This is a genomic window from Desemzia sp. FAM 23988 (genome assembly GCF_045528365.1).
Classification (GTDB): domain Bacteria; phylum Bacillota; class Bacilli; order Lactobacillales; family Carnobacteriaceae; genus Desemzia.
In genome coordinates this window covers 56,319-70,086 of record NZ_JBGQQS010000013.1, presented here as the reverse complement: position 1 = coordinate 70,086, position 13,768 = coordinate 56,319, and the positions used below count along the sequence as shown (strand labels likewise).

The 13,768-nt window shown below is 38.0% G+C and carries 8 protein-coding genes and 1 rRNA gene; 1 reads left to right on the top strand and 8 read right to left on the bottom strand.

Annotation, left to right across the window (positions count from 1 at the left end; translation table 11 throughout):
- The 8 genes from ACEN4L_RS08680 to ACEN4L_RS08645 all read right to left on the bottom strand — a co-directional run.
- A 16S ribosomal RNA gene (locus ACEN4L_RS08680) occupies nucleotides 1–61 on the bottom strand; the annotation flags it as partial.
- Nucleotides 62–936: 875 nt separating this feature from the next.
- Entirely contained in the window at nucleotides 937–3,219 is a 2,283-nt protein-coding gene (locus tag ACEN4L_RS08675; protein WP_407096955.1) for a glycoside hydrolase family 65 protein, read from the bottom strand.
- 19 nt (nucleotides 3,220–3,238) lie between these two features.
- Nucleotides 3,239–4,102, bottom strand: a complete 864-nt coding sequence (locus ACEN4L_RS08670) for a DUF1189 family protein (RefSeq protein ID WP_407096954.1) — start codon at nucleotides 4,100–4,102, stop codon at nucleotides 3,239–3,241.
- A gap of 35 nt (nucleotides 4,103–4,137) precedes the next feature.
- On the bottom strand, nucleotides 4,138–4,995 hold the full coding sequence (locus tag ACEN4L_RS08665; protein WP_407096953.1) for a sugar ABC transporter permease: 858 nt from the start codon (nucleotides 4,993–4,995) through the stop codon (nucleotides 4,138–4,140).
- A 3-nt stretch (nucleotides 4,996–4,998) separates the two neighbouring features.
- On the bottom strand, nucleotides 4,999–6,273 hold the full coding sequence (locus tag ACEN4L_RS08660; protein WP_407096958.1) for a carbohydrate ABC transporter permease: 1,275 nt from the start codon (nucleotides 6,271–6,273) through the stop codon (nucleotides 4,999–5,001).
- Nucleotides 6,274–6,425: 152 nt separating this feature from the next.
- Entirely contained in the window at nucleotides 6,426–7,721 is a 1,296-nt protein-coding gene (locus ACEN4L_RS08655) for an extracellular solute-binding protein (protein ID WP_407096952.1), read from the bottom strand.
- 259 nt (nucleotides 7,722–7,980) lie between these two features.
- On the bottom strand, nucleotides 7,981–9,804 hold the full coding sequence (locus tag ACEN4L_RS08650) for a glycoside hydrolase family 13 protein (RefSeq protein WP_407096951.1): 1,824 nt from the start codon (nucleotides 9,802–9,804) through the stop codon (nucleotides 7,981–7,983).
- A 23-nt stretch (nucleotides 9,805–9,827) separates the two neighbouring features.
- Nucleotides 9,828–11,522 carry an alpha-glucosidase gene (locus ACEN4L_RS08645; RefSeq protein ID WP_407096950.1) on the bottom strand — a complete coding sequence of 565 codons (1,695 nt, stop codon included), beginning with the start codon at nucleotides 11,520–11,522 and terminating at the stop codon, nucleotides 9,828–9,830.
- A 312-nt stretch (nucleotides 11,523–11,834) separates the two neighbouring features.
- Here ACEN4L_RS08645 and ACEN4L_RS08640 point away from each other — a divergent pair, with 312 nt between their 5' ends.
- Nucleotides 11,835–13,202 (top strand): D-serine ammonia-lyase, encoded by a 1,368-nt coding sequence (locus tag ACEN4L_RS08640; protein ID WP_407096949.1) that lies wholly within the window; start codon nucleotides 11,835–11,837, stop codon nucleotides 13,200–13,202.
- Nucleotides 13,203–13,768 lie beyond the last annotated feature (566 nt).

Here is a 13,768-nt window from a genome sequence, read left to right as displayed (position 1 = left end):
CTTGCATGTATTAGGCACGCCGCCAGCGTTCGTCCTGAGCCAGGATCAAACTCTCATAAAAGTTGCAGACCGAAGCCTGCTTATTTTAATGATGCTTGTAGCTCATTAATTGATTGCTAGCGAATAATTATTCACTAATTTGTTTGTTTTGGCACTTGCCAAAACTTCCTTACACGTTTAGTTCGTCTTACTTTGTTTAGTTTTCAAAGGTCTAATTTCATTTGCGTTGTCTCAGCGACAACTTCTTAATACTATCACTGTACGATTCCAAAGTCAAGGTTTTTCAAAACTTTTTTCAATTCTTCTCGTCCAGCGACTTGATTATCATATCAAGTTATCACTTGTTTGTCAATTAGTTTTTGAATATTTTTTCTTCGCAATGGATATTTATCCATTGGATGAAAAGCAGTTCGTGTGAACTTACTGACTCTTACGAGTTTACAATATTTTAACTATTCTGTCAATAACCATTTTCAAAAAAATTGTCCACTCGTTTAGTAAACTCTTACAAGTCCAACCTGACGACATTTAATACTATATCAAGTTTAGGGTCTTTGGTCAACCATTTATTCTCCTAAATTTTACAAACTTTCAAAAAGCGAACTTTTTCCTTTTTATAGATTCTTAACGTACCGAATATATATACAATTTAACGTTGCTTTTTTATTAATCCATATCCTTTGTTCGTTTTTATGATTTCCAAGTAGCTGCTGTTCATCCGAATATTTTGCAAAAACTCGTTGTCCTTTCCTACTTTCATATCTCTTCGGGTTTTGTGGAACTGGTGATTTCACAATAAATCTGTAATCGTCGGACAAGTATTTTTCAATTGATTCCGTTCTTTCAGCTTATGACTAGATTGATTTAACAAGAGAAAACTCAAATAAGAGCCACTCAATTGAAGAGCGGCTCTTATTTAGTAGAAACTATTGATGATTAGTGAGCATCAAATTTTAAAGGCACTGTTACACTTTCATCTAAAAGAAGTTTTTCTCCGTATAAACTGAATTCTAACGGTTCTCCTTCTTTCAAAACCACGGTTACTCTTTCTTGATCTACTTGAATATCCAACAAGCAGCCGCGGTATTTGACTAAAAAGCTATACTTGTCCCAGTTTTTAGGACAGAAAGGTTTAAACATTAATTCTCCATTTGCTGTCCTCATTCCAGCAAATCCATGAACAATAGCTAACCATCCTCCACTCATCGAAGTAATGTGCAAGCCATCTTCTGTATCATTATTGTAATTATCCAAATCTAAGCGCGCTGTCCGAGCGTATAGTTCAACTGCTTTTTCCGTTTTTCCCAATTCAGCAGCTAACACAGCATGAATTGCTGCTGATAGAGAAGATTCATGGACAGTCATGGGCTCATAAAAATCAAAGTTGCGTTCTTTTTCTTCTATAGAAAACTCATGATTCAAATAATACAACCCTTGCAGAACATCTGCTTGTTTAATGAACGGGGATCGTAATATTTTATCCCACGACCAGTTTTGATTGATGGGTCTTTCTTCAGGAGTTAAAGAATCAACCGTTCGCAGATCTTTGTCTAAGAAAGTGTCATGCTGGACAAAAACCCCTAATGTTTCATCATAAGGATAATACATGCGTTGAATAATATCATCCCAGTGTGCTTTTTCGGCTTCAGTGACTTTTAATTCGGCTAGCTTAGCCTCCGTCACTTTAGATAAGCTTTCCAGAGTATAGCGCAGTACCCATGTTGCCATTTTATTCGTGTACCAATTATTGTTAACATTATTTTCATATTCGTTTGGACCCGTTACTCCATGAATCATATACTGTTGACGTCGTTTTGAAAAATGAACACGGTCTGCCCAAAAACGAGAAATGCCGACTAATATATCGATCCCTTTTTGAACCAGATAAGCGTCATCACCTGTGTAATTAGTGTAATTGTAAATGGCGTAAGCAATGGTGCCGTTCCGATGGATTTCTTCAAATGTGATCTCCCATTCATTATGGCTCTCAATCCCATTAAATGTGACCATTGGAAAAAGCGCACCTTTCAATCCTTGTTGGCGAGCATTATGGTAAGCTCCTGAAAGTTGATTGTGTCGATACTCAAGCAGTTGTTCTGAGACTTCCTTATCTGATGTAGATAGGTACATTGGCAGAATGAAAGCCTCTGTATCCCAATAAGTGGCACCGCCATATTTTTCTCCTGTAAATCCTTTTGGACCAATATTCAACCGCGAGTCTGTTCCATAATAGGTGGAGAACAATTGGAATATATTAAATCGAATACCTTGTTGGCTTTCATTATCACCTTCAATACGCACATCCGACTTGCTCCATCGTTCACTCCATGCTTCAGTATGTTCCGCTTCTATTTGTTTCAGCCCTTTTTCTACAGCGTTCTGGATGAGCTCTTTTGCTGCATGTGCTTGCTGTTCTGCTTCTATATCACGACTGGTCACCACACTGACTAATTTAGTCAGTGTGGCCGTTTCTCCTTGAGCTACTTCAAAAGTCAAATTTTCAGAGACCAGCATATGTTGGTCACGAGATTCACGATGACTATACCCGGAAGCTAGATTTTGCATCATAGTTGTTACCGTAAATTGTTCCGTGCCAAATGGATTTTCAATTGTTTCGGTTGTTAAATAACATTGTTTACCTGTTTCTCGTTGTCGTTCCAACCAAAATTTTTCTTCATAATTGCTGTCCTCATTCTCTACATCTCCATCTAAATATGAAACATAGCGAACAGAAGCCCTCCCTTTTAACACTTCAGCTTGTACTTCAATAACCGCCAACTCTTTTTGAACGATGCTCACAAATCGTTTAAAGGTAAGACGAACCTCGGTTTCTCCTTTACTCCATACATAACTGCGTCTTAAAATCCCCTCCTTCATATCAAGAGAAAGTTCAAAATCCTTTACTGTGTCAACTGCCAAGTCTACTTTGTGTTCATTGATATACACATTTACTGGAGTGAAATTAGTAGCATTGATCACTTTCCCGAAATATTCTGGATACCCGATTTTCCACCAGCCGACACGTGTCTTATCCGGATACCAGACTCCTGCTAAATAAGTTCCGATGTGAGTGTCTCCAGAGAAACCTTCTTCAAAGTTGCCTCGCATTCCCATATAGCCATTTCCAATTGACGTCAAACTTTCTTGCAGCCGTTTGTTTTGTTTGTCCAGAACGGTTGTTTTTACTTTCCATGGATCTATATCAAATAGTCTTTTCATGTATCTCTCTCCCACTAGATTAATAATGAATTTGTGTTGTTTGCGCTTTAGCAGCTTTTTGTGCTTTGATTTCGTTTATTCGGTTGTGATAGTAAATGAACCAGATGTATCCGATCAAACCTACAGATTGAATCGTCATCATCGTGATTACATTAAATTCAATCAATCCAACGACCATAGCTGCTATAGAAGGTACACCTGCAGCATATAACACAGTAGCAACAGATTTCTTATAGGGTTTTCGACCACTTGTTTGCTTATTTTTCGAAGCTATATATAAGAAGAAAGCTGCTCCAAATACCAGCAAACTTAATTCAGTCAACAGCAATGCAAATAAAATGGCGGAAAATGCGGCAATGACAAACGTTTGATTTTTAATAAACCATTGTTGAGAAACACCATCTTGAAATTCTGCTATCGTTGTTGCAGCTGTTAAATCAAATTCTTTTGTGTAAGGCACTATCGAAACAGATTGATCCTTTTCACGCAGCTGCAGTTCATTTTTTAAAAACAGCAAGACACTGCCGTCTTCTTGTAACGTTTGAGCTGCTTCTTGTTCCGTTAAACCTGCAGCTACCACTCCATTATCGGTTTGAATACGAAAGGATTCTTCTAAGTTCATTTCGCCTGAAGCAAAAGCAGCTTCCTTCATATTATCCACTACTGTTTGATCTATCATTTGGAAAGTTTCTGGAAAAGTGTTTTGGACAGAAAAAGTCTCCATTTTTGCATAGTTTAAACTTACTGGGATAATCATTAATCCATTTAAGAATAATAGAACAATGATCAATTGAAACCAGTTAAAAGAATTATTTTGTTGAATAATCTGTTTGGGTGTCCATATATTTTTAAAATAATTTAAAGGAAATACATCTGTTTTCACTTTACCTTCTCACTTCCTTCTTTAATTTCATTCGTTTATCCTTTTGTTCCTCCAGCCGTCAAGCCAGTAACAAAGCTCTTTTGCAAATAGAAGAACAAGATGGAAATTGGTACAGCGATTAAGATAGCCCCTGCTGAAAAGAGAGCCACTTGTTGATTTTGCGGATTATTGATAAACGTCTGCAAACCAATCGCTACGGTATAATTTTCTGTCGAACGCAATAAGAATCTAGCCAGCATGTATTCGCCGAATGGATTCATAAAAGCCCATAATGCTTGTACAGCTATCATTGGACGAACAAGAGGCATAATGATTTGCCAGAAAATACGAAAATGGCCTGCCCCGTCTAAGCGGGCGGACTCATCTAAATCAAGCGGTACCGTGTCGAAGTAGCCTTTCATCAACCATGTATTCATCGGAATTCCTCCTCCAATGTACACAAGAATCAAGAACCAATGTTGGTCTAACCCACCCACTAGTAGAGCCATAACATAAAAAGCAGTTAAAGCAGCTGTTGTAGGTACCATTTGGATGATCAAAAAGAATTTCAACGTTACTTTACGTCCAATAAAGCGGTAACGGCTGTAAGCAAATCCGGACAATGTCACTGCAGCAACTTGCACCAGCATGGCCATCAAAGCTACTTTCAAGGTATTCATGTACCACTGACCATATTGGGTCTCGTTGAACAAACGACTGAAGTTGCTTAATGTCCATTCAAAATTAAGGTCTAGTCTAAAGGCTAATAAATTGCCTGGTTTGAAAGCTGATGTCACTGTGATCAATAATGGATAAATAATGATTACGGACATAAAGATCAAAAATAGATAAGTGAAAACTTGTCCCCATATACGTTTGTTTTTTTGAGTTCTTACTTTTTTTGTCTTTTGCATAGCTTAATCCTCCATTTCAAATGCCCGAGTCCGTTTAAAGACTAATAAGGACACAAAGATGACAACCGCTGAAATGATTAAGGTAATGGCTGACGCGATATTGTATTGCGGAGAAGTACCGGTCGTTAATTTGTAGATCCACGAAATCAAGATATCTGTCGCCCCTGCACCTGAACCAACACTTCCTGGACCCCCTTCGTTGAATAGGTAGATCATGGAGAAGTTGTTAAAGTTAAAAGTGTACTGAGTAATAAAGACTGGTGCGGCTACAGCAAAAATCTGCGGTAAGGTAATAAATCGAAACTTTTGAATAGCACTTGCCCCATCTATAATAGAAGCTTCATACCAGTCATCTGGGATAGATTGTAAAATACCGGAAGTCAACACGTAAATATAAGGGAATCCAAGCCATCCTTGAATGGAAATAATAGCTAATTTTGTCCAGAAAGGATCTGTCTTCCACGAAATAGCTGAGATATCTATGAATGGTAAATGATTCAGTAATGGAATCACTTGTGTGTTAATGGCACCAGCACTGTCATTGAACATATTTGAAAAAGATAGAATCGTGATAAATGCTGGAACTGCCCATGGCAATAGCAAAATAACACCGAAGATCCGTTTAAATTTAATAAAGGGTTGGTGCATAACAATAGCTGCAAAAATACCAATAATGATTTGCAATGTAGTGGCGGAGAGTGTCCATATTACTGTCCATCCAAATACAGCCCCAAATGAATCCCGATAGGTGCTTAAAGTAAAGATGGAAGCGAAATTCTCAAATCCTACCCAATCAATCAATGTAGCAGGCGGAATATGGTAAAAGTCGTAATTCGTAAAAGCTATAAAAATCGTTACTAATACCGGAAAGACGATTGTAAAAATCATTAAGATATAAGCCGGAATGGTCAATAAGTAAGCAAATCCATTGTTCCAAGTGTTTAACAACACGGCTTTTACGGAATAATTCACTTTTCCCGGAGTCAAGATCTTCAATTTAGCGACACGTCTGGCATCGCTGATATTAGCCGTATAGAAAACCAGAAAGATTAGGGTCAGTAGAATTTGCAGTGTCCCTTGAATCATCAAAAATAGCGAATGGTCTTCTCGTGGTACAGATCCCAAGGTAATCAAATTTTGAAAAGCTTCAAAACCGAATAGAATCATTTCAATTAAAAATAACAGAAAAAACCCAAAGAATAGGACCCCTTTAAAATACTGTTTATTATAGAATTGCCCTAACCCTGGAATAATTGAGAAAACACCTGCTGTTTTGATTTGTTTTTCATCTTCTGGAGAGTAGTGTACTTTTTTCTTGTTTTTTCCTTTAGTCTCCACAATTATTCATCTCCTTTTAAAAATTATCGGCAGAGATCAAGTGAATCATCTCTGCCGAAAACAAGCTCTTATCTAGGCTGCTAAACTATCCATTAATATTTTTGTTCAATATTTTGTTGGATAACTTCTACAGAATCATTAGCTGATTCTTCAGCTGTTTTATTGCCAGATCCTGCATCAAACATCATTGTTTCAGCACCGACCCAAACTTCAGCCATTTCTGGGATGTTTGGCATTGGAGAAGAAACGTTGTATTGGTTGACAATAGCCATTGCTAATTCATCTTCATCAGCATCAATAATCGTTTGTCTTACCATTTGGTTAGCCGGAACTTCGTTTGTGTATTCTGAGTACAAAGCTTCCATGTTTTCTTCGTTCGTTACGAAATCTAAGAATGCTTGTCCTAATTCAGCATTTTTAGAGTATTCACTAACGACCCAACCTTTACCTCCAGCAAACGGTTGATATTCTTCTCCGTTTGGCAATGTAGGAACAGCTGTTACACCTACGTTAACATCTGATTCATTGTAACTAGACGCTGCCCAAGGTCCATTGATGACTGCACCTGCAGCACCTGTTGTAAATTGTTCATCAATAAAGTTACCAGCAGTTGTTACATCCAGCATTCCTTGTGGCCATGTATTTTGGAACCAGTCCGTTGCGTATTCGATTCCTTCGATAGCTTCAGGTGTATTTAATCCGATATCTGTTGGATCAGTACCGTCAGCACCAAACACATATCCGCCAAATCCATTCAATAAACCATAAGAGTTGTAGAAGTCAACCCAATTCGCCAAGAAAGCTACACTCTTGCCTGCTTCACCTTCATAAGCAAATTGCTCGTCTTCTGTCAACGCTTCCAATTCTTCGAAGGTTGTTGGAGCTGTTTCTAATAAATCAGTATTGTAATACAATACCATTGATTCGATAACAAATGGTGCACCATAGATCGTATCGTTCATCGTCACTTGTTGCTCATCTGTTTCATCATAACGATCATCATCTGGCAACGTATATTCAGCTAAATGTCCTTGTTGACCAAGTCCGCCGATTCTGTCATATGGTGCCAGCATAACATCAGGTGATAATCCGGCTGGACCATCTAGAGGTAATGCTTCTAACGTTTCAAACATATCTTTTTCTTCTACTTCGATTGTAGCACCTGTTTCTTCTTCAAATGCAGATGAGATGCCATTGACAAATTCTGTATACATTGGATCAATAGTAACTTTTAAAGTCGTTCCTTCAAAATTTGCAGCTCCTCCTTGCTCAGATGAGTCCGTATCGTTTGTGCTTTCAGCAGGTTCTCCTCCTCCACAAGCTGCTAAGATTAATGCACTGGCAGAAACAACACCCATTAAGTATTTTTTGAATCTTTTTTGGTTCATAATATATTGCCTCCTTAAACCTTTTTTTAAGTACACTCTTATTATTACGAATGTTACGCTTTATTGCAAACGTTTTCTTTCTGTTACCGGTAACAGAATACCTGCAGCCATTGGATAGAAGTTTATTCTCTATACAAACAAGCTTTTACTATATAAAGCAATTCCTCGTGTTGATTGGTACACTCCGAAAAAGTGTTTATCACTTAAAAATGAGCTGGAATCCTTGATAACCTCTTAAGGATTCCAGCTCATTCATCAATTAATACTCTTGGTAATTTTCTTCATCCAATTTTACTTCTTCGCCTAATGTAAACAAAATAAATCCATTATTTTTAATTCGAATGGTGTTTGCGCGCACAGAAGCTAAATTTCTAAACACAGGTACAGGCTCTTGATGGTATTTCAACGTCAGCGTTTCTTCCCCTTGATTAAAATAACCATACAATTCTGTTCCTTGATAACTCTTCTTAAATCCGACAACGCGCTCTCCTTCTCGGATATCATGCCAGTCTGTATTGCCAAAACTCAATAAGTTTTGATGTTGTTTTCTAAAACCAATCAAGTCTTTCATAAAGTAAAACATATCCATGTCTCGCTCTTCTTCATCCCAGATCATGCATTTACGGTTATCCGGATCATTGTAACCTTCCAACCCTACTTCGGTTCCATAATAAATACACGGAGATCCCGATTGCGCAAACATAAACGTTAATTCAGCTTTTGCAACTTGCTTGTTTCCATTGGCTGTGGTTAATAACCGTGGTGTATCATGAGAATCCAGCATATTGAACATCACTTCATTGGTTTGTCTTCGGTACAGCATCAATTGCTCATTCAAACCTGAAACCAATTTTACGGCTGAGCTGGATTTGTTCGTAAAGAAATCTTCAATTTGCTCTGTAAATGCATAATTCATTACGGCGTGAAATTCGTCTCCTTGCAACCAACTTTGTGAAGAATGCCAAATCTCTCCCAAGATATAAATATCAGGATTGACTTTGCGTACCGCTCGGTTAAATCTCTTCCAGAAATGATGGTCGACTTCATTGGCTACGTCTAAACGCCACGCATCGATACCAAACTCGCGTACCCAGTAAGTAGCAATGTTTAATAAATACTTTTGTACAGCTGGATTCGATGTGTTTAATTTAGGCATATGACCTGTGAAAGCAAACGTATGGTAGTTCAAAGGTCCCATAAATTCCAATTCATCAGCTGTCAATCCTTCCAGAGACTTCACTGGAAACTCTTTGATATGGAACCAATCCACGTATTCAGAAGCTTCTTGTTTGTCCAAGACATCTTGCCATTGATAAGAAGACATCCCAATATGATTGAATACCGCATCCAGCATTACACGTATGCCGCGTTTATGTGCTTCTTCTACAACTGTTTTAAATAGCTGCTTATCCCCAAAATGAGGATCCACCTCAAAATAATCGACTGTATCATATTTATGATTCGATGGAGCTTTGAAGACTGGAGTAAAATAGATGCCATTGATCCCTAAATCAACTAGATAATCCAGATGGTCCAGGACACCTTGCAAGTCTCCGCCATAAAAATCATCTCGTCCAGGGCGCTTCTTCCCGCCCCATTCCAAAACATTTTCCGGATCGTTTGAAGGGTCTCCATTTGCAAAACGCTCTGGAAAAATTTGATACCAGATCGTTTTCTTAGCCCAACTAGGTGTGCCAACACGGTCGATTTCATGAAAATACGGCATTCTGAAGAAACTGTTGATATTCTCCATGTACCAATCATCATAAGGGTACACCCCTCTATCGGAATACAATATTTCAATTCCGTCTTTACCTGTGATATGAAAGGCATAAGACAATCGATTATGAGGGGCAGAAGCTACAATTCCCCAGAAATCATGAATATTTGTCCGTGCAATCAATTGCATTGGTTGTTCGTTTTCTTTCCATTCTTCTCTTTTATAAGCGTAATTATCTCCGCTGATCAAGCTGATTTTTTCTGCTTCGCCAGCTTTGGTACGCAAGCGAATATTAAATTGGTTGTCATCATACAAATACGCGTATTCGCTATCTGGTCGATGAAGAAGTGCTGATGTGTCCATTCATAAATCCTCATTTCTAATTTTTAATCATTTGTTCCTTTATCAAATACAATAACTATGGCTCCATGAGGAGCAAGAATAATTTTGTCGGTTTCAACTCGATTGTTTTCATTTGCTATCAATACATTGTAAGCAAATTTAGTTAACCTTGTGTCTATAAAAGTTGCTTCTTGAGAATCAAAGTTGCAACAAACTATAGCAGTTAAATCTCCTAATTGTCGTTCATAACAATAGAGTTGATGATTCGTTTCCAGCAACCGGAACTGTCCTTTGGTAAATAAAGGAGTCTTTTTGTATTTCAATAATTGTCGATAATAATTTAAAATACTAAACTCATTTTTTTCTTGCATCTCTACAGTATAACTCGGTTCAATATTCACGCCACTCCATGGTGGAACGGTAGAGAACCCTGCATATTCACTAGTATCCCACTGCATTACCCCGCGGCTGGCATTGATACTCTTAGCGTTCAGCTGATGCAGAACAAAGTCCTCTGAATACCCTAATTCCAAAGCTTTTTCACGAAAAAATTGTTCATTCGGCAATTTGAAATCATCTAGGGAAGATTGCTCTAAATCCTTCATTCCGATTTCTTCCCCATTTAACAAAATCGGAATGCCTTTTTGGAGATACATCAATGTTGCCAGCATCTTCACACTATTGTCTCTCCCGTTTTCCACATCTCCAAACCGCGAAACCATACGAGCCATATCATGATTGTTCCAGTACAACGTTGGTCCGCCGATATCTTCCAGTCCGTTTTGAAAATCAGTCATGATCTCTTTAAACGCTGCAATATCTAATTGGTCTTTTTGCATATTGAACGGCAATCGGGGATCTTTATGCGATTCATCCATAGGAAAGAACCGAAATGAAACAACCGTATCACAAGCCTCATTTTTTGGATCCGAATATCTTCTTGCCATTTCAACATCTGCTGAAGCAGCTTCTCCCAATATAAAAATATCGGGCTTTTTCTTACGCAAAACACGGGCTACATCTGCGATATAGTCTGTTACATTTTCTAAATTAGAATAATATTCTTCAGCTAAGACAATTTCCCCTTCTTCAGCTTCAACATCAGGAAATCCTTCTGCTTTGTCTAAATGAATAAAGGCATCCAGTCGAAAGCCATCTACTCCTTTATCCAGCCAGTATTCAGCTATTTTGACAATTTCCCGCTGAACAGCTTCATTGTTCCAATTTAAATCCGGCATTTCCTTAGCAAACAAGTGAAAATAAAATTGATCTTCTATAGGTTCTTTTTCCCAAACAGACCCTCCAAAAAAAGAAGCCCAGTTATTCGGCAATTGACCACCTGGTCTTGGATCGCTCCAAATGTAAAAATCACGGTATGGGTTATCTCGCCCTTTTAACGCTTCTTGAAACCAAGGGTGCTGGTCAGAGGTGTGATTGAGAACCAAATCAAAAATAACTTTCAATCCAAGTTTGTGTGCTTCTGTCAGTAGTTCATCTACCTCTTCCATCGTACCAAAAACAGGATCTATTGCATAATAGTCTGATACATCATAACCATTGTCTACATATGGCGATTCAAATATAGGATTCAGCCAGATAACAGTCACGCCTAATGATTGAATGTATTTTAATCGATTGATGATTCCTCGTAAATCGCCTAATCCATTCTTACCTGTATCTTGAAAACTGCCTGGATAAATTTGGTACACGATTGCTTGTTGCCACCACTTTTCTTCCATCTAATCTTGCTCCCTTTCTGTACAAAAAATCATCGCATTTCTTCTCCTTAAGATTAACGAAATTAGAAAGCACTTACAAGGCTTAAAAAACTGTTACCGATAACAAATTTTTTTCTCGTCTTATTCTTTTTATAATGGATGCCTTTATTTTTTAAGTTAGATTTCCAAACCTGTCTCTACTATTTCACCAAATGGACAAAACAGTTGATTTTACGCGGAATATCGCTTTATTTGCTAGTAATTATTTTGTGATTATGCTATTGTTATGTATGTATTTTTGAAGTGAATAGTGCAACTCGGGGAGGTATTTAAATGAAGGAAAAAATCGTTGCAGGCAAAACATTGCCTCAATGGATCGAATCCACACCTTTAATGAAAGAGATCATACAAACAAATGAAATTTTTTGGATCAATCCCAATAAAAAAGAGTTTATAGAAGCCAATAAACAGGTGGTTTACACAAAACAGGATATCGATGATGCAGAAGCTCGTTTAGACAGATTTGCTTCTTATTTAAAAATCGCTTTTCCTGAAACAGAGCCAACCAACGGTATTATCGAATCTGAGTTGACTCCTATCATAGAGATGAAAAAAATACTGGAAAAACAAACTAATACTCGGATTCAAGGAAATTTTTTGTTGAAACGAGATGATACATTGCCTATAGCTGGAACCATCAAAGCTCGCGGAGCTATTTACGAAGTATTGAAACATGCTGAAACAATTGCCTTAGAAAACGGCTTGCTGCCCTCGTTTGAGGAAGACTACGCTGTTTTTGCTAGTGATGAATTCAAAGACTTTTTTGCTAAACACAAAATTGCTGTAGGAACGACTGGTAATTTAGGCATCAGCGTAGGAACAGTCGGAGCCAAACTTGGATTTGAAGTGACGGTTCATATGTCTGTTGAAGCTAAGAAATGGAAAAAAGATTTTCTTCGCTCTCGTGGCGTTACCGTTATTGAACACGAATCAGATTTTACACAAGCAGTGGAACAAGGTCGTGCGGAATCAAAAGCAGATCCTGCTTCTTATTTTGTGGATGATGAACACTCAATAGACTTGTTCTTAGGCTACACTGTTGCCGGAAATCGGCTAAAAGTGCAATTAGAAAATAAAGGTGTCTTGGTTGATGAGAACCACCCATTATTCGTGTACCTTCCATGCGGAATCGGAGGCAGTCCTGGCGGAATCACTTTTGGTTTGAAACAAGTATATGGAGATTATGTTCATTGTTTCTTTGCAGAACCGACACATACCCCTTCTATGTTAGTGGGATTAGTGACTCAACAATACGATGGAGTCTCCGTGAAGGATTTTGGTATTGATGGGCATACTTGTGCAGATGGCCTTGCAGTTCCACGTACTTCAGGCTTTGTAGCAAAGGTAATGGAAAATTTCTTTAGCGGATCTTATACTGTTCGAGACGAGGAAACGTATCACTTACTAGCTTCTTTAGCGGACAACGAAAGTATCTTTCTAGAACCGGCGGCAGTTGCCGGAATACCAGGAGCAGCCCGCTTATTTGCTACACCGGAAGGCCAAGAATATCTAGCAGCAAACCAGTTAACCAACAAAATGTCTCAAGCTACACACATCGCATGGGCAACAGGCGGAAGTATGGTTCCCGAAACCGATCGCAAAGAATTCTATCTGCAAGGAACTATAAAGAGCGCGGAATAAGGCGTTTAGTTCTCCATACAAAATAGAAGGATCTTCATCCTCTAGAGTTAGTAAAGAAACTTTTCCCGCCATAGGATTGCTTATGGAAAGCGATTGGACTGAGCCAAAGATAGCGGCCCTCAAAAATTAGAGTAAAATCTGATTTTCGAGGGTCCTTTTTTATGGCAGAGTATAATAAATCATTTAAAGAGAAAAGCGGTTCAAGAATATCTAAAGAATCTTTTAGTTTATCTTTTCTTAACGAAGAAACAGGTAACTTCTCATCATTCTATCCTTAAACGCTTTCTAGATAGAAAAAGAATGAGCCTGAGCCAGCCAGTGGCGCTGTTGTTTTAGATTATTAGTCTAGTGAGTCTTAATTTAACGTTCACTTGATGTCTGAACCTACTTTATTCTTCAAGTGAGAACTTCATTTAATGCCACTTGATGAGTAAACCTGCTTTATTCTTCAAGTGAGAACTTCATTTAATGCCACTTGATGAGTAAACCCGCTTTATTCTTCTAGTGAGGCTTAATTTAATGTTCACTTGATGAGTAAACCTACTTTATTCGTCAAGTGAGATATA

What these genes read in the sequence shown, in the direction of transcription:
- ACEN4L_RS08665 (WP_407096953.1), bottom strand. Translation starts at nt 4,995, where the DNA reads ATGCAAAAGACAAAAAAAGTAAGAACTCAAAAAAACAAACGTATATGG.
- ACEN4L_RS08655 (WP_407096952.1), bottom strand. Translation starts at nt 7,721, where the DNA reads ATGAACCAAAAAAGATTCAAAAAATACTTAATGGGTGTTGTTTCTGCC.
- ACEN4L_RS08640 (WP_407096949.1), top strand. Translation starts at nt 11,835, where the DNA reads ATGAAGGAAAAAATCGTTGCAGGCAAAACATTGCCTCAATGGATCGAA.
- ACEN4L_RS08675 (WP_407096955.1), bottom strand. Translation starts at nt 3,219, where the DNA reads ATGAAAAGACTATTTGATATAGATCCATGGAAAGTAAAAACAACCGTT.
- ACEN4L_RS08645 (WP_407096950.1), bottom strand. Translation starts at nt 11,522, where the DNA reads ATGGAAGAAAAGTGGTGGCAACAAGCAATCGTGTACCAAATTTATCCA.
- ACEN4L_RS08650 (WP_407096951.1), bottom strand. Translation starts at nt 9,804, where the DNA reads ATGGACACATCAGCACTTCTTCATCGACCAGATAGCGAATACGCGTAT.